A 16,722-nucleotide genomic window follows, 5' to 3' on the forward strand; every position below is an offset into this window, starting at 1 on the left:
CCGGATCGTGGGGTTCATCCGGTCTCGTCCGTTTATCTGATCGTGTCAGTGTGGCGGCGTGGCGTGGCGCCCACGCACGCGCAAACGTCTGCCCGGTGCGGTATAACCGGGGGCGAATCCGGGGAGGCGTGATGCGGGAACCCGACAGGATCCGGCCCGCGGGGCGGGCGGCGGTGCGGGATGCGTTCGAAAGGGTACGGCTGCGCTACTTCCAGCTCGCTCCCGGCACACGCCGACTGATCTACCTCCTCGCGCTGGTGCTGGCCGTCGGGCTGACCCTGGGCATGGGGTGGTCGCGCGACACCTTCCTGGCGATCCTGGTCCTGCTCGGTTTCGCGGGACTGACCCTGCGCTTCCCCCGGGCCGCCGCGACCCTGGTCGTGGTGGTCGGGTGGGTGCTGCTCATGCCCCCCTTCCAGAGTCTGTACGGCGTCGGGGTGCCCGCCTCGATGCCGTTGACGCTCCTGGCGCTGCCCGTCGCGGGGGCGGCCCACCTCATCCGCTGGGTGCCGCCGTGGCTGACCACGCTCGCCGCGCTCGTGCCCGCCGCCGCCGTGGCCGCCGCCATCTCCGTCTTCGCTCCCGGCGTCGCCCCGTGGGTCGCCTACGGCGTCGCCGCGGCCGTGCTGGTCTACCGGTTCGTCCAGGCCCGTCAGGCCAGGGCCGATCTGCGGGCCGGGGACCAGCGGGTGCGGATCAGGGCGCGTGAGAGCGGGCAGCCCGCCCACGCGCAGGGCACGTCCGCGGCCCCGCCGCCGATCTCCGTCGAGGAGGCGCTCGGCGAGCTGGACGGCATGATCGGCCTGGCCCCGGTGAAGGAACAGGTGCGCTCCATCGCCGCCTCGATCGAGGCTGCCAGGCTGCGCAAGGAGGCGGGATACTCCACCGAGCCGCCGATGCGCCACTTCGTTTTCGTCGGCCCTCCCGGCACCGGTAAGACCAGCGTCGCCAGGACCGTCGCGAAGATCTTCTACGCCTTCGGCCTGCTCGAAACCCCCTACGTGGTCGAGGTCCAGCGCGCCGACCTCGTCGGGGAGTTCCTCGGCGCGACCGCGATCAAGACCAACGAGGTGATCGACAGGGCGCTCGGCGGGGTGCTGTTCATCGACGAGGCCTACGGCCTGATCAACTCGGGGGACGGCCAGCCGGACCGGTTCGGCGCGGAGGCGGTGCAGACGCTGCTCAAACGGGCCGAGGACGACCGCGACCGGCTGATCATCATCCTGGCCGGATACGAGAAGGAGATGGCCTCCTTCCTGTCGTCGAACCCCGGCCTGTCCAGCCGCTTCTCCAGCAGGGTCCGCTTCCCCAGCTACTCCCCGGGAGAACTGCTGGAGATCACCGAGCTGCTGCAGCGGCGGCGCGGCGACCGGCTCGCCGACGACGCCGGGCCCGCGCTGCTCGACCGCTTCGAGGACGTGCACCGGCGCGCCCTCGTCGACGAGCTGGGGAACGCCAGGTTCGCCAGGAGCCTCGTCGAGGCCGCGGCCCAGGCCCGTGACGTGCGGGTGGTCGGCGCGGGCGGCTCACCGACGGCGCAGGACCTGGTGACCACGACCGCGCGGGACGTCGCCAAGGCCTTCGACGAGCTCACCGCCCGCTACCGGGGTTACCAGGCCATCCCCTCCCTGGAGGAGGCGCTGGCCGACCTGGACGGGATGGCCGGGCTCGAACCGGTCAAACAGCAGGTGCACGCGATCACCGCCCAGCTCAAGGTGGCCAGGATGCGCCAGGAGCGAGGGCTGCCGACACCCCCGCAGACCAGGCACTTCGTCTTCGCCGGCCCGCCGGGCACCGGCAAGACCACCGTGGCGCGCATCCTGGGCCGCATCTTCGCCGCCCTCGGCCTGCTCTCCCAGCCCGACGTGGTCGAGGCGCAGCGGGCCGACCTGGTCGGTCAGCACCTCGGCGCGACCGCGATCAAGACCAACGAGCTGGTCGACAGGGCGCTCGGCGGGGTGCTGTTCATCGACGAGGCCTACAGCCTGGTCAACCCCGGCTACACGGGGGGTGACGCATTCGGCGCGGAGGCGGTGCAGACGCTGCTCAAACGGGCCGAGGACGACCGCGACCGGCTGGTGATCATCCTGGCCGGATACGAACGGGAGATGGACGCCTTCCTGGCGACCAACCCGGGCCTGGCCAGCAGGTTCGGCCAGCGGGTGCAATTCCCCTCCTACTCGCCCCGGGAGCTCGCCGAGATCGCCGCGCTGCTCGCCCGCGAGGCGGGTGACCGCTTCGACGAGGCCGCGGCGCGCGACCTGGGCGAGGTCTTCACCTGGGTCTGCGCGGACGGCCTCATCGACAGCCTCGGCAACGGCAGGTTCGCGCGCTCGCTGTTCGAGCGCGCCGCGATGCGCAGGGACGTGCGCCTGGCGGCCCAGATGGGCGGCACGGCCAGCGCGGCGGACCTGACCACCATCACCAGCGCCGACCTGCGCGCCGCGGTGGACGAGCTCGCCGGACGCTGACCTCTCCCCGCCGCGGCCCCGTACGGCGTGCGGTGGCCGACATGTGCTTTTCGGTTCCACAACCAGAGAGATGGCGTGGTAAACACCGCCCTTGACCGAGATCGAACCCCCGATTGAGCACTCCCTGTAGTTGAGTGGCCGCAAGATGTAGCAGGATGGCCATCGACAACAGGGACGACGCTTAAAGGGGGGCGCTATGGCGGGGTTCCTTCTCCGCAGGCTGCTCAACTATCTGGTGCTCATCGTCGTCGCCACGAGCCTGGCCTACATGCTCGCAGCCTTCGCGCTCGACCCCCGCTCCAACTACGAGGGCCGCAACCCGCCGATCCCCGAGGCGGTCATCGACGCGCGTCTCACCGAGCTGAACCTCAACGACCAGACGCCGCTGGTCGAGCGCTACCTGACCTGGGTGGGCGGCCTCGCGCACGGCGACTTCGGCAAGACGGTCACCGGCGGGCCGGTCAACGACGACCTCGGGCGGCGCGTCGGTGTCACACTGCGCCTGATCACCGTGGGGGTGGTCCTCGGCAGCCTCACGGGTGTGCTCGTCGGCGCGTACGCGGCGGTCAGGCAGTACGGCGTGTTCGACCGCCTCGCGACCGGGGCCTCCTTCGCCGTCCTGGCCGTTCCGACGGTCGTGCTCGCCAACATCCTGATCATCGGCGCGGTCTCGTTCAACGACCTGACCGGCACCCAGGTCTTCCTGGTCAGCGGTGAGACGACGCCCGGCCTTGAGGGCGACCTCCTGGCCCACCTCACCGACCGCCTGCGGCACCTGATCCTGCCCACGCTCTCCCTGTCCCTGGGGTTGATCGCCGTCTACAGCCGTTACCAGCGCAACATGATGCTCGACGTGCTCGGCGCCGACTTCGTCCGCACCGCCATGGCCAAGGGGCTGCGGCGCCGTACCGCGCTGGTGCGGCACGCGTTGCGCACCGCGCTGATCCCGGCGGTCACCTACTTCGCCTTCACCTTCGGCGCGCTGCTGGTCGGCACGACCTTCACCGAGAAGATCTTCGGCTGGCACGGCATGGGCGAGTGGCTGGTCGACTCCATCTCGACCAACGACGTCAACACCGTCGCGGCGATCAGCTGTTTCGCGGCCTTCGCGGTGCTGGTGGCGTCCCTGGCGTCCGACGTCCTGCACGCGGTTCTCGACCCGCGCGTCCGGGTGGGGTGAGGGGAAGCGATGACCATCACGGACGAGCGGTTCGCCGAGCAGGAGGCGAGCGTCGCGGGCATCACGGCGCCCTCCAGGCTGCGGGTGGTCGCGGGCCGCTTCTTCGGCTCCTTCCAGGGCCGCGTCGGGTTCGCCCTGCTGGGGCTGCTGTTCCTGCTGGCCTTCGCCGGGCCGTACGCCGGTCGGTGGGGTTACACGGACAAGGACTTCACGGCCTTCCTGCAGCCGCCCTCGGGCGAGCACTGGTGGGGCACACTGCAGACCGGCGCCGACGTGTACGCGGTCACGCTGCGCGGCATGCAGAAGTCGCTCGTCGTCGGGCTGCTGGCCGCCGTGGTCGGCACGACCCTGGCCGCCGTGGTCGGCGCCTTCGCCGGATACTTCTCCGGCTGGGCCGACCGTGCGCTGACCTGGCTGACCGACCTGCTGCTCGTGCTTCCGGCCTTCCTGATCCTGGCGATCATGTCGCCGCTGTTCGCGGGAGGTCAGTGGCCGCTGTTCGTGCTGCTGCTGGCGATGTTCCTCTGGATGATCACCTCGAAGATCGTCCGGAGCATGACCGTCTCGCTCAAGGAGCGGGAGTTCATCCAGGCCGCCAGGTTCATGGGCGTCCCGCCGGCGAGGATCATCTTCCGGCACGTCATCCCTAACATGTCCTCGCTGCTGGTAGTGGACGCGACGCTGAACGTCAGCACCGCGATCCTCACCGAGACCTCCCTGTCCTACTTCGGCTTCGGCATCCAGCCCCCCGACGTCTCGCTGGGAAGCCTCATCGCCGACGGCGCGCAGACGGCCGTCTACGCCCCGTGGACGTTCTGGTTCTGCGCCGGGCTGCTGATCGTCACCGTGCTCGCGGTGAACCTGGTCGGCGACTCCCTGCGCGACGCCTTCGACCCCGCGACCAGAAAACCCGCGACCGGAAAAGGAGCACGGTGAGCGAACGCGACGAGCGTCGGGTGGGGGTCTTCCCCGTGGGACGGTTCCCCCTCTCGCAGTTCCACGGCCTCATGGCCAGGCAGGAGAGAGGGGGGCGTCACCGGCGTCGCGCCCTTCCTGTGCCTGAGGCGCCCACCGGCCCGGTTCTTGAGGTGACCGACCTCGACGTCACCTTCGGCACGGGGGCGGGCGCGGTGCACGCCGTACGGGGGGTCGGCTACTCGGTCAACCCGGGGGAGGTGCTCGGCATCGTCGGCGAGTCGGGGTCGGGCAAGTCGGTCGCCTCGCTGGCCGTGATGGGCCTGCTGCCGCCGCAGGCCCGTGTCACCGGCTCGGTACGGCTGCTCGGCAGGGAGATACTCGGCGCCACGGAGAAGACGCTCACCGCCTTCCGCGGCAAGGCCGTCTCCATGGTCTTCCAGGACCCGCTGTCGGCGCTGACCCCCGTCTACCGTGTGGGCGACCAGGTGGCCGAGGCCGTACGGATCCACCAGCGGGTCTCCAGGCAGCAGGCGGCCAAGCGGGCCGTCGAACTGCTCGACCTGGTCGGCATCCCCAACGCCGCGCAGCGCGCCAGGGCCTTCCCGCACGAGTTCTCCGGGGGCATGCGCCAGCGCGCGGTGATCGCGATGGCGATCGCGAACGACCCCGATGTGATCATCTGCGACGAGCCGACGACCGCCCTCGACGTCACCATCCAGGCCCAGGTGCTCGAAGTGCTCAAACGGGCGCAGCGGGAGACCGGGGCGGCGATCGTCATGATCACGCACGACCTCGGAGTCGTCGCCGGGTTCGCCGACAGGGTCATGGTCATGTACGCCGGGCGGCCCGTCGAGGTCGGCTCCGTCGACGACGTCTACTACAACTCGCGCATGCCGTACACCATGGGGCTGCTGGGGTCCGTTCCCCGGCTCGACGAGGGCGGCGACCAGCCCCTGGTGCCCATCGCGGGCAGCCCGCCCTCGCCCGCCGCACTGCCGCCGGGCTGCCCGTTCGAGCCGCGCTGCCCGATCGCGGTGCCCGTGTGCGCCGAGGCGGAGCCCGCGCTCGGCGAGGTCGGCGCGCCGGACCACCTGGCGGCCTGCGTCCGCGCGGGAGAGATCGAGGCCGAGGGCTGGTCACCCGCCGAGGTCTACCGGGTCGCGGAGCCCAAGGCCCGGCCCGAGGAGACGGCCGTCGCGGTACGGCCCCGCGACGAACGCGAGGTGGTGCTGGAGGTCGACGGGCTGACCAGGCACTACCCCCTGCTGAGAGGGGCGCTCTTCCGGCGCAGGGTCGGCACGGTGCACGCCGTCGACGGCATCAGCTTCGACATCAGGGAGGGCGAGACGCTGGGCCTGGTCGGCGAGTCGGGTTGCGGCAAGACGACCACTCTGATGGAGATCCTGGAACTGGCCAGGCCGCAGCGCGGTGCGATCGTGGTGCTGGGACACGACACCTCGGCCCTCGGCGCCCGCGAGCGGATGGCCGTCAGACGCGACATGCAGGTCGTCTTCCAGGACCCGCTGGCCTCGCTCGACCCCAGGATGACCGTCTACGACATCATCGCCGAGCCGTTGCGGGCGCACGGCGTCAAGAACCCCGGCCCGAGGATCCAGGAACTCCTCGGCCTGGTAGGGCTGGACCCCGGTCACGCCGCGCGCTACCCGCAGGACTTCTCCGGTGGCCAGCGCCAGCGGATCGGCATCGCCCGCGCGCTCGCTCTGGAGCCCAGGCTGGTGGTGCTGGACGAGCCGGTCTCCGCCCTCGACGTCTCCATCCAGGCGGGCGTGGTCAACCTGCTGGAGAGCCTGAAACGACGCCTGGGGTTGTCCTATCTGTTCGTGGCGCACGACCTGGCCGTGGTCCGGCACATCGCCGACCGGATCGCGGTCATGTATCTCGGCAGGATCGCCGAGATAGGCCGGGTCGGCGCGGTCTACGACGCCCCGATGCACCCCTACACCCAGGCGTTGCTCTCGGCGGTCCCGCTGCCCGACCCACGCAGGGAACGTTCCAGAAGGCGGGTCCTGCTGGAGGGCGACCTGCCGAGCCCGGCGGCACCTCCCTCCGGGTGCCGCTTCCGTACCCGCTGCCCCTTGTTCAGGACCCTCGACGAGACCGGCCAGAGCCGATGCGTGAACGAGGAGCCCCAGGTCCGGCCGTTCGGCGAGGACCACGGCGTCTCCTGTCACTTCGCCGAGAAGGTCGAAGTCGTATAACCCTGGAGGAACTGTGACAGCAATCCGGCGTGTGGGCGTGTGCGCCACCGCGCTGACCATGGCGAGCTCGCTGGCCCTCACCGGCTGCGGGAGTCAGGGGGGAACCAGGGGAGGCGGTCCGAACAGCGACGGCGACGAGCGCGGGACCACGATCAAGGCCTACGACATCAACCCGCTTCCCCGCGACAGGGTCAGGGACGGGGGCCTGCTCCGGGTGGGCATCAACGAGTATCCGGCCAACTGGAACCTCAACCACGTCGACGGCAATCTGGCCATGGTCAAGAAGGTCGTCGACGCGTTCATGCCCTCGGCGTTCCGCTCCAACGAGAAGGGCGAGATCTCGGCGAACACCGACTACCTGCTGGCCGGGAAGGTCACCCGGACCAAGCCGAGGCAGGTCGTCACGCTGACCCTCAACCCGCGTGCCAGATGGTCGGACGGAACCCCCATCACCTGGGAGGACTACCGGGCCCAGTGGCGCGCGATGAGCGGCTCTAACCCCGACTACCGGGTCGCGAGCACCACCGGCTACCGCGACATCGAGGACGTGACCAAGGGCAGGAACGACCACGAGGTGGTCGTCACCTTCGCCAAGCCGTTCGGTGACTGGCAGTCCCTGTTCGGCCCGCTCTACCCGAAGAGCACGAACGCGACCGCGGAGACCTTCAACACGGCCTGGCTGAACCGCGTCCCGGTCACCGCGGGGCCGTTCAGGTTCGTCTCGTTCGACCAGACGGCCAAGACCGTCACGATCGCCAGGGACGAGCGCTGGTGGGGACAGCGGGCCAAGCTCGACAGGATCATCTATCGGGCTCTGGAGAACGACGCCCTGATCGGCGCCTTCAGCAACGGCGAGCTGGACACCTTCGACATGGGGCCGTCCGCACCCGACTACGCGCGGGCCAAGAGCAGCCAGGGCGCCATCGTCCGTCAGGCGGCGGGGCCCGACTTCCGGCACTTCACGCTGAACGGCGAGAGCGCGGTGCTGTCCGACGTCAACGTCCGCAGGGCCGTGGCCATGGGCATCAACCGCCAGGCCATCGCCCAGTCCGACCTGCAGGGACTCGACTGGCCCATCGTGCTGCTGAACAACCACTTCTTCATGAACACCCAGGAGGGCTACCGCGACAACGCGGGCGAGGTCGGCGTCTACGACCCAGAACGGGCCAGGCGGTTGCTGGACGCCGCGGGCTGGCGGCTGTCCGGCCAGACCCGCGTGAAGGACGGCCGCGAGCTGAACCTGCGCTTCGTCATGCCGTCCGGCCTGCAGGTGACCAAGTCCGAGGCCGAGATCACCCAGAGCATGCTGGCCCAGATCGGCGTCAAGGTCACCCTTCAGGCGGTGCCCAGCGACGACTACTTCACCAAGTACATCATCCCCGGCAACTACGACATCACCGCGTTCGCCTACGTGGGCACGCCGTTCCCGGTCTCCAGCGCCTACGGCCAGTACGTCAACGCCGTCCGCGACTCGAAGGGCCAGCCCCAGTGGAACGCCAACCTCGGCCGCATCGGCTCTCCGGAGATCGACGCCGCGATGAACAAGGCGACCGGAGACCTTGAGGGCGCCCGGGCCATCGCGGACACCAACGCCGCGGACAAACTGATCTGGGACGCGGTCAACGTGGTGACGCTCTACCAGCGCCCGCAGAACGTGGCGGTCAACAAGAACATCGCCAACTACGGGGCTCGCGGTTTCTACGATCTGAAGTACCAGGACGTCGGTTTCGCCAGATAGGGGTCCCGGGTGGGATTCTGTCGGGGGGAGACGATAGAAGTCATTCCATGGTTCTCTCCACGACCTGGCCCCAGGTGCTCGCATGGCGGCTGAGACGGCAGTTCGTCGACCCGGTCTCGGGGCCGGACGCGGTGTCCGTCGTCCGCCGCCTGGCGGGGGTGCAGGCCCAGGTGGCCTCCTCCGCCGAGCTCGCCGTCGCCGTACGGCGCGCGGACCCGCGTCCCGGTGAGGTCGGCGAGGCCCTGTGGCTGGACCGCACGCTGGTCAAGACCTGGACGGCGCGCGGCACCCTGCACCTGGTCCCCTCCGACGAACTGCCCGCCTACACCGCGGTCCTCGGCTCCTTCCGCAACTGGGAGAAGGCGGCGTGGCAGCGCGGTCACGGGGTCACCGCAGATGAGGTCGCGGCCATCCTGGAGGCGGTCCCCAAGGCACTCGAAGGGCATGTGCTGACCCGAGACGAGCTGGTCGAGGCCGTCATCGAGGTCACCGGCGACGTCCACCTGAGACAGGCCCTCACCTCGGGCTGGGGGGCGCTGCTCAAACCGCTGAGCTTCCTCGGCGAGCTGTGCTACGGCCCGCCGCGCGAGGGCCGCGTGACCTTCGTCAGCCCCCGCGACTGGGTGCCCGGCGGGCCTTCGGCGCCGCTCTCCCGCGAAGAGGGTGGTGTCCGCCTGGTCAGGTCCTTCCTCGGCGCCCACGGCCCGGGAACCCCGGAGACCTTCAACGTCTGGCTCTACCGGGGCGTCGCTCCGAAGACCGTGCTGCGCGGCTGGTTCCGCGACCTCGCGCCGGAGCTGGCGGAGATCGAGGTGGACGGCCACCCCATGGTCGTGCTCGCCGAGCACCTCGACGACCTGATGGCGACCGTGCCCGCGACCGGCGTTCACCTGCTGCCGGGCTTCGACCAGTACATCCTCGGCGCTCCCCGCGATCTCGAGCCCCTTCTGCCCGCGGAGGCGAAGTCCAAGGTCAGCCGGGCCGCCGGGTGGATCTCCCCGGTCGTGGTCCACGAGGGCAGGGTCACCGGAGTCTGGCAGGCCAAGGACGGCGTCATCGATCTCGACCTGTTCGAGGAGACCCCCGCCGCCTCCCTGGCCCAGGAGGTCGAGCGGGTCGCCGCCCTGCTGAGATGACCCCTCACAGGGGAGGGAGGCGCTCCAGGAGGAAGCGCACCCGGTCTCCGGGGCGGAGCTGGGCCGCGACGGGCAGACAGGCCGAGGTGAGCACGGCGATCACCGGATACCCGCCGGTCGGGGGGTGGTCGGCCAGGAAGACGATCGGCAGGCCGTCCGGCGGCACCTGGACGGCCCCGGTGACCACCCCTTCACTGGGAAGCTCCCCGTGGCGGGCCCGCGGCAGCGGCGCGCCGCCGCTCAGCCGTACGCCGACCCGGTTGCTGTCCTGGCTCACCACGTACGGCTGCGCGCACAGCGCCCGCAGGGCGCCGGGGGCGAACCAGTCGTCCCTGGGCCCGGCGACGACCCGCAGGACCTCCCGGAACGCGACGGGGGGCGCGGCGTCCACGGTGAGGGCAGGCAGGTGCCCGGCCGGCCCGACCGGCAGCCTGTCGCCGACCCCGAGCGGGGCGGGGCCGAGACCGGACAGGGAGTCCGTCGAGCGGCTGCCCAGCACCACGGGCGTGTCGAGCCCGCCCCGGACCGCGACGTAGGTCCGCAGCCCGGCCCGGGGAAACGCCACCCGCAGCTCACCGAGCGGCGGAACCCAGAACGGCGCCAGCATCGCCGGCCTGACCGTCGTGCCGTCCACGACGACCTCCAGCGGGCAGTCGGCCCCGGCGACCGAGACCCACGCCCCGGCGGTGAAGCGGAGCCGGGCACCGCCGAAGGTCAGCTCGACCCCGGCCGCGTCCTCCGGATTGCCCACCAGACGGTTGGCCAGACGCAGGCTCGGCGCGTCCGCCGCCCCGGAGCACGGCACACCGAGATGACCGTAGCCCGGACGGCCGAGATCCTGCACGGTGGCGTACGGCCCCGCCGCGATGACCTCGATCATGGCGCGGCGACGGCCTCGAACCTGACCCGGGTCCCCGGCGTGAGCAGGGCGGGCGGTTCGGCGTCCACGTCCCACACCGTCACGGCGGAACGGCCGAGCAGTCGCCAGCCGCCCGGAGAGGCCGAGGGATAGACCGCCGAGTACGGTCCCGCCACCGCGACGGACCCGGCGGGCACCGAGGTCCGCGGGGTGGTGAGCCTGGGCACGTGCAAGACGGGGTCAAGCCCGGTGAGGTAGGCGAACCCGGGGGCGAACCCCAGCCAGCCGACGACGAACTCCCGCCCGGTGTGCCGTTCGACGACCTCGGCGGGGGAGAGCCCGGTCAGGGCGGCGACCTCCTCCAGGTCGGCCCCGTCGTAGATCACGGGGACCGTCACGGCGCGCGCGTCCGGGAGGTCCCTCCCGGCCTGTCCGGCGGAGGCCGTACCGAGCAGGCGGGACAGCTCGGGCAGCAGCCGGGACGGATCGGCTCCGGGCACGCTCACCAGGACGGTCTCCGGGCCGGGAACGATCTCGGCGACGCCGGGCAGGCGCCGGGCCCGCAGCAGGGCGTCAAGGCGGTGTGAGACCTCAAGAGCCCCGGTCTCGACCAGCAGCGCGTGCTCTCCGGCCCTGCGGATCGCCCCGGGCCGCCCGCTCACCCGAACGCCCTCAGGGTGACCCCCGCCGCGACCAGGCCGTCACGCACGGCCCGCGCCAGCGCCACCGCGCCGGGGGTGTCGCCGTGCACACAGATCGACCTGGCACCGACCGCGACCTCCGAACCGTCGACGGCGGTGACCGTCCCCACGGTGGCCATCCGCACGGCCCTGGCCGCGACCTCGCCGGGGTCGTGCAGCACGGCGCCGGGACTACGCCGGGAAACCAGGGTGCCCTCGGGAGTGTAGGCGCGGTCGGCGAAGGCCTCGGTGACCGTGACCACCCCCTCCCGGGCGGCGATCTCGTGGACCACGGAACCGGGCAGGCTGAGCAGGGGCAGCCGCTCGTCATGGTCGGCGACGGCCGCGACGACGGCCTCCGCCTGCTCGCGGTCACGACAGATCCGGTTGTAGAGCGCGCCGTGTGGCTTGACGTAGGAGACCCGCCCGCCCATGGCCCTGGCGATGCCGTCGACCGCGGAAAGCTGGTAGAGCACCTCGGCGCACAGCTCCTCGGGGTCCACGTCCATCTCGCGGCGCCCGAACCCGGCCAGGTCCCGGTAGGAGACCTGAGCGCCGATGAGCACCCCCCGGTCCACCGCGGCGGCGCAGGTGCGGCGGATGGTCAGCGGATCGCCCGCGTGGAACCCGCAGGCGATGTTCGCGCTGGTCACCACGTCGAGCAGGGCCTTGTCGTCACCGAGCCGCCAGACACCGAAGCCCTCTCCGAGGTCGGCGTTGAGGTCGATCACCATGGCTCACCTACACCGGAGGCTCGTCGGGAATGTCAGCGATGTCGTCGAGGGCGATGGAGAGCTCCTCCGGGTCGTCGCCGATCCGCTCGGCGATCTCGATCAGCACGTGCAGCACGTCGTGCCGGTCGTGACCCAGGTCGAGCAGCCGCTGGGCGGCCTCCCACAGCTGTGGGGGGTCGCCCTCCCAGAGCCTGCCGGCGATTTCCTCGTGCCAGGCCAGGTGTTCGTCGTAGTCGGGGCGGTCGAGCTCGCCCGCGTGGTCGATGCCCAGCAGGATCCTGCGGTCCGCCTCGTCGGAGGGGTTGAGCAGGTCGAGCTTGATCTCACCGTGCGTGCCCTGCAGGAACGGGAAGGCGAAGACCCTGCGGGCCAGCGCGGAAAGGTCGCCGTCGGGCAGCAGCCGTTCGAGCAGGTCGCGGTCGAGCCCGAAGGTGGTCGGGTCACGATAGGCCTCGGCGAACCTGGCCGTGGCCTCCCAGATGCCGTCGAGTGTGGCGCGCAGTCCCCGGTCGGCCAGCCCGCTGCGCCGCGCCGCGAACCGAGCCCACGCCCCCAGCACGTACGGTACGGCCTCCTGCTCGGCCGGGGTGAGCAGGACCTTGCGCGGCAGCCAGTCGAGCAGGAACGTCTGGCACTTGGTGGGGCTGACCCGAAGCGGCCTGCCGAAGTCCTGGTCACAGCCGTAGTCGATGATGTGGTCGGCGCAGCGCGAGGCCGCCGACGGGTCGGAAAGGTGCTCGGCGGCGTCGGAGGAGAGGAACTCCGCCGCCAGCATCGCCCTGCGGTCGCGGCTGTAGGGGGCCTCGCTGTGCAGCGGGGCGGGCCGCTTACGGCCCGGCGGCAGCGCCTTGATCCGGGCGCGGGCGAAGGCGTGGTAGGCGCTGTAGCTGTCGCTGACCGGGAGGTTCGTCCTGCGGTCGCCGTACTCGGCGGTGGCCTTCATGGCCGATTCGAGCAGCGCCCTGGCCTGTTGCGGCTCGATCTCCTCGAACCTCAGCATGGGGTTGGCCCCGGCCTCGGTCCTGGCCTGGTCGAGCAGTTTGTCCACGTGGGAGGAGACCCAGGCGTCGCGGGCGATGCCCCGCATGTTGTAGTCGACGACCATGACCAGCGCGTGGCGGTCCTCGTCGTTGTCCGCGCCCCGGTAGCCGAAGGTGCACACCACCGTGTCCTGGTCGCCGTAGGCGTCGCGGGAGACGTAGCAGCCGGTCGGTTTGACGACGCCGAGACGCTCGGCCCAGCGTGGCTTGGCCACGCCGCGTTCGATGAGCGCCAGGGCGGCGCCCTCCGCCTTCGCGGCCTGACGGGCGGTGCCGAGGTAGGCCAGAGCGATCAGCAGGGTCAACGCGGCGGGGGAGCCCGCCTTGGCGGCGTAGTCGACCAGCCCCTCGCCGAGGACCTGCTCGGCGTCCCCGCCCCGCAGGCGACGCCCCCACCAGGCCCCGACCATGTCGGAGACCATGAGCTCGGCGTCCAGCGGACTGCGTACCGCCAGCAGCTCCCTGGAGGCGAGCAGCATCTCGGCGAACACCTCGTCCGGGGACTGGTTCTCTCTCGGGTGCCGCCGGTGCCGCCGGTTCAAGCCGCCCCCTCCGTCGGCGGCATGGGACCGGTGCCGTGCCGACCGGCTCGCTCGCCCTGCTCGCTCACGTCCCAACCTTCTCGCGTCCCCGGGCCGAACGGCGCGTGGAAGACGGCCCGGTGATCCCGATGTTACCGGGGACTCCGCGGTGGCGGCGCTGAGTTGACGAGGGCGAGCAGATGCTCGCGGGCGACGCGCTCGACCACCTCGGGTGTGGCCTCGATGCCGAGGTGCTCGGCGCGGGCTCGGGCGTCGGCCACGCGGCGGTCCACGGTGCCCGGCGGGACCGTGGGGAACTCGGCGGCGAGACCCGCGCTCACCCGGTCGCGGGACGCGCGCGGGCCGTCAAGGCCTGTGGCGAGAGCGGGCATGACGTCGCCTTCCTCCGGCTTCTCCGGGAGGTGATCCCCAGGTGGACGACGGGGACGTGCGTTCCCATTCCACAACGTATCGCCTGGGTGTCAACCCTCCCGAGGCCGTGTTGGCCGATGTTTGCGAGGAAGAGGTGCGAGGTGAGGCGTGTCTTGACTGGATTTGTCGACTGGGGAGTAAACCACTGTCCCCGAAGGGGGAGCCAAATCGGGAATGAGTCAGTAGCCTGATCTTCCCTGGGACGCTCGCGGAGACGAGGTGGGCAGTTGTCGGGACGGTCCGGCTTGATCCTGCTAGGGTCCTGGCCGCAAACGTTTGAACGCGCCGGAGGCGACCGCCCCGGTGTTTCGGGAGGGCGGTGGGAGCGACATCGGGCCCCGGCCGACGCCGGCCCTTCGGAGCGGGTGACCGCGCCGCGCGCGGAACGCTCCCGGGCCGTCTCGTCCGTGGCCGTCCATGGGCAGGGCCCACCGGACGCGCCGACCGCATCATGGGCGGGGCTTCCGTCCGCCCCCGCCCATCGCCGATGATGTACTGCAGGATCCGGTCCCCCGGAGCTGCGCTACGCCAATTCGCAAGTTTGGAGATGTGCCTCGTGGGAGACCCTGGCACGCGACGGAGGTGCCGACCATGAGCGCCGAAACCTCCGTGCCCCGTCCCCGGAAGTCGGGTGTGGACATCTCGGACTCCGGCCTGCTGCAGGGCCTGCTGTCGCAGTCACCGTTCGCCTTCGCGTTCTTTGACCCCGAGGGGCGTTTCCACCGGGTCGACGAGGTCTTCGCCGATGTGGTCGGCCTGCCCGCCGAGCGTCTGGTCGGCCGGACGCCCGGCGAGATGCTCTCCGCCGACCTGACCGCGTTGATCGAGGGGTCGGTCCGGGCCATCGCGGAGGGCGCGGAGGTCGAGGGGGACCAGCGCATCCGGGTCAGGACGGCGGACGGGGAGACCCACCACTGGTCCCTGACGTTCTCGCCCGTCCATGACGACGAGGGGACGTTCAGGGCGGTCTGCCTGGTCGGGGTGAACATCACCGAGAGCCGTCAGGTCGAGGAGGACCTGCGGCGCAGCGAGGAGCGCTACCGCTCGCTCGTCGAGGCGCAGTCCCAGCTCGTGTGGATCACCGCCCCGACGGGGGCCGTGCTTGAGGACGCCCCGCAGTGGCGGGCCATCACCGGTCAGGGGCTCGAGGAGTACCTCGCCCACGGCTGGCTCGACGCCGTCCACCCCGACGACCGCCAGTACACCGAGGAGGCGTGGCACGAGGCCCTCCGCGGCCGGACCATGTTCGAGTGGAGCTACCGGGCCCGCACCAGGGCCAGCGGCTACCGCCACTTCGAGGTGCGCGCCGTCCCGATCATCCGGCACGGACGGGTGGTCGAGTGGGTCGGCGCGAACACCGACGTCACTCCGCAGCGCGAGGCCGAGGAGATGCGCGGCAGGCTCACCGACCAGCTCGGCGCCGCCGCGCTGCGTACGGCCAGGTTGCAGGGCGCCACGGCCATACTCGCCGAGGCGCTGACCGTCGAGCAGGTCGTTCAGGTCATCATCGACGTGGGCCGTACGGCGCTGGCGGCCGACCGTTCGGCCGTGGCGTTGCTCGACGTCGAGCGGGCCGCGCTGAAGCTGGTCAACAACGGCGGCATTCCCGACATCCCCGGCGCGCCCGGGGAGGAGATCCCGCTGGCGCACTCCAGCGTGATGACCATGGCGGTCAACAGCCGCCGCCCGGTCTTCGCCGAGTCACCCGAGAGCCTGCGCGCCCAGCTCGTCGACGCCGGGGCCGACGAGGAGGCCATCGGCGACTTCCTGGCCCACAGTGACGAGCGGGCGTGGGTCGGCCTGCCGTTGCTGGCCGCGGGGCGTGCCCTCGGCGCGCTGCGTTTCTCGTTCACCAGGCCTCAGAAGATATCCCAGGAGGACGGGGTCTTCCTTGAGGCGCTCGCGGGGCAGTGCGCCCTGGCCGTCGAGCGGGCGACGCTCTTCGAGCGTGAACACCGTACCGCCGAGACGCTGCAGCGCAGCCTGCTGCCCGACCGCCTGCCGGTGGTCCGGGGCCTGGTGCTGGCCCAGCGCTTCCGCTCGGGAAGCCGTCACGTGCAGGTCGGCGGCGACTGGTACGACGCGTTCGTGCTGCAGGACGGCAGGGTCGCCGCGGTGGTCGGCGACGTCATGGGCAAGGGCGTCAAGGCGGCCGCGGGCATGGGCCGCATCCGCAACGCCATGCGGGCGCTGGCGCTGACCAACCCACCGCCCGCCGCGGTTCTCACGGGCCTGGACAGGGTCTTCGAGGCGACCGAGGAGGAAGAGCAGGTCACCACCCTGGCCTACATGGTCGTGGAACCCGGGACCGGCGAGGGCACTCTGGCCCTGGCGGGGCATCCGCCACCCCTGCTGGTCTCCCCGCAGGGCGTGCCCCTGCTGTGTGAGGGCGAGCCGGGGACACCTCTCGGCTGGCCGACGAGCCGTAGGCAGTTCCGGTTCTGCGTGCCGCCGGGACACACCGCGGTCCTGTATTCAGACGGTCTCGTGGAGAATCGTAAGCGAGGTCTGGACGCCGGACTCGCCGATCTTTGCTCTGTTGTGACCGAAGCGCCGCCGGAAGTTGTTGGAAGTCCGCATATGTTGCTTGATTTCCTTGTTGACCGGATGCTGTCTGGGTATGAACAGGATGATGACGTCACGGTGCTCGCGATTCATGTCCCCCTGGCCACGAAGAGTGACTGAATGAAACAGTCATAACGGTTGCTTTCGGGTATCGGTGCCTCGCTTCCGTACGCACTACTCTCTTGGTCGGCCTAGGGTGGAGGGCAACCGCCAGGAGGCGGCCGTATGG

Annotated in this window: 12 protein-coding genes; 7 read left to right on the plus strand and 5 right to left on the minus strand. The window is 71.0% G+C overall.

The window, feature by feature from the left end; all coding sequences use genetic code 11:
* Positions 1-131: 131 nt before the first annotated feature.
* From ACFYY8_RS30875 to ACFYY8_RS30900, 6 genes are all read left to right on the plus strand, one after another.
* Entirely contained in the window at positions 132-2,471 is a 2,340-nt protein-coding gene (locus tag ACFYY8_RS30875) for an AAA family ATPase (protein ID WP_390046997.1), read from the plus strand.
* A gap of 196 nt (positions 2,472-2,667) precedes the next feature.
* The gene (locus tag ACFYY8_RS30880; protein WP_390046999.1) at positions 2,668-3,651 is read left to right on the plus strand and encodes an ABC transporter permease; all 984 of its coding nucleotides are present in this window, start codon (positions 2,668-2,670) and stop codon (positions 3,649-3,651) included.
* Positions 3,652-3,660: 9 nt separating this feature from the next.
* On the plus strand, positions 3,661-4,587 hold the full coding sequence (locus ACFYY8_RS30885) for an ABC transporter permease (RefSeq protein ID WP_390047001.1): 927 nt from the start codon (positions 3,661-3,663) through the stop codon (positions 4,585-4,587).
* Between the two features lie 71 nt (positions 4,588-4,658).
* On the plus strand, positions 4,659-6,788 hold the full coding sequence (locus tag ACFYY8_RS30890) for a dipeptide ABC transporter ATP-binding protein (protein ID WP_390047386.1): 2,130 nt from the start codon (positions 4,659-4,661) through the stop codon (positions 6,786-6,788).
* Positions 6,789-6,801: 13 nt separating this feature from the next.
* Positions 6,802-8,526 (plus strand): ABC transporter family substrate-binding protein, encoded by a 1,725-nt coding sequence (locus ACFYY8_RS30895; protein ID WP_390047003.1) that lies wholly within the window; start codon positions 6,802-6,804, stop codon positions 8,524-8,526.
* A 47-nt stretch (positions 8,527-8,573) separates the two neighbouring features.
* A complete protein-coding gene (locus ACFYY8_RS30900; protein WP_390047005.1) occupies positions 8,574-9,662 on the plus strand; it encodes a winged helix DNA-binding domain-containing protein in 1,089 nt (362 codons plus the stop codon).
* 4 nt (positions 9,663-9,666) lie between these two features.
* On the opposite strand, the gene ACFYY8_RS30905 is transcribed toward ACFYY8_RS30900, so the two are convergent.
* The 5 genes from ACFYY8_RS30905 to ACFYY8_RS30925 form a co-directional block, all read right to left on the minus strand.
* Positions 9,667-10,542, minus strand: a complete 876-nt coding sequence (locus ACFYY8_RS30905; protein WP_390047007.1) for a biotin-dependent carboxyltransferase family protein — start codon at positions 10,540-10,542, stop codon at positions 9,667-9,669.
* Complete coding sequence (locus ACFYY8_RS30910; RefSeq protein WP_390047009.1) at positions 10,539-11,183, minus strand: allophanate hydrolase subunit 1; 645 nt, start codon at positions 11,181-11,183, stop codon at positions 10,539-10,541. Before ACFYY8_RS30910 ends, ACFYY8_RS30905 begins: the two co-directional genes overlap by 4 nt.
* Complete coding sequence (locus ACFYY8_RS30915) at positions 11,180-11,935, minus strand: LamB/YcsF family protein (RefSeq protein ID WP_390047011.1); 756 nt, start codon at positions 11,933-11,935, stop codon at positions 11,180-11,182. The genes ACFYY8_RS30910 and ACFYY8_RS30915 overlap by 4 nt, the downstream gene beginning before the upstream one ends.
* Positions 11,936-11,942: 7 nt before the next feature.
* Positions 11,943-13,454 (minus strand): hypothetical protein, encoded by a 1,512-nt coding sequence (locus ACFYY8_RS30920; protein ID WP_390047388.1) that lies wholly within the window; start codon positions 13,452-13,454, stop codon positions 11,943-11,945.
* A gap of 194 nt (positions 13,455-13,648) precedes the next feature.
* Positions 13,649-13,888 (minus strand): hypothetical protein, encoded by a 240-nt coding sequence (locus ACFYY8_RS30925; RefSeq protein ID WP_352015882.1) that lies wholly within the window; start codon positions 13,886-13,888, stop codon positions 13,649-13,651.
* Positions 13,889-14,519: 631 nt separating this feature from the next.
* Here ACFYY8_RS30925 and ACFYY8_RS30930 point away from each other — a divergent pair.
* The gene (locus ACFYY8_RS30930; RefSeq protein ID WP_390047013.1) at positions 14,520-16,613 is read left to right on the plus strand and encodes a SpoIIE family protein phosphatase; all 2,094 of its coding nucleotides are present in this window, start codon (positions 14,520-14,522) and stop codon (positions 16,611-16,613) included.
* Positions 16,614-16,722 lie beyond the last annotated feature (109 nt).

It is taken from the genome of Streptosporangium sp. NPDC001559, assembly GCF_042893955.1.
In the GTDB taxonomy this organism is placed as follows: domain Bacteria; phylum Actinomycetota; class Actinomycetes; order Streptosporangiales; family Streptosporangiaceae; genus Streptosporangium.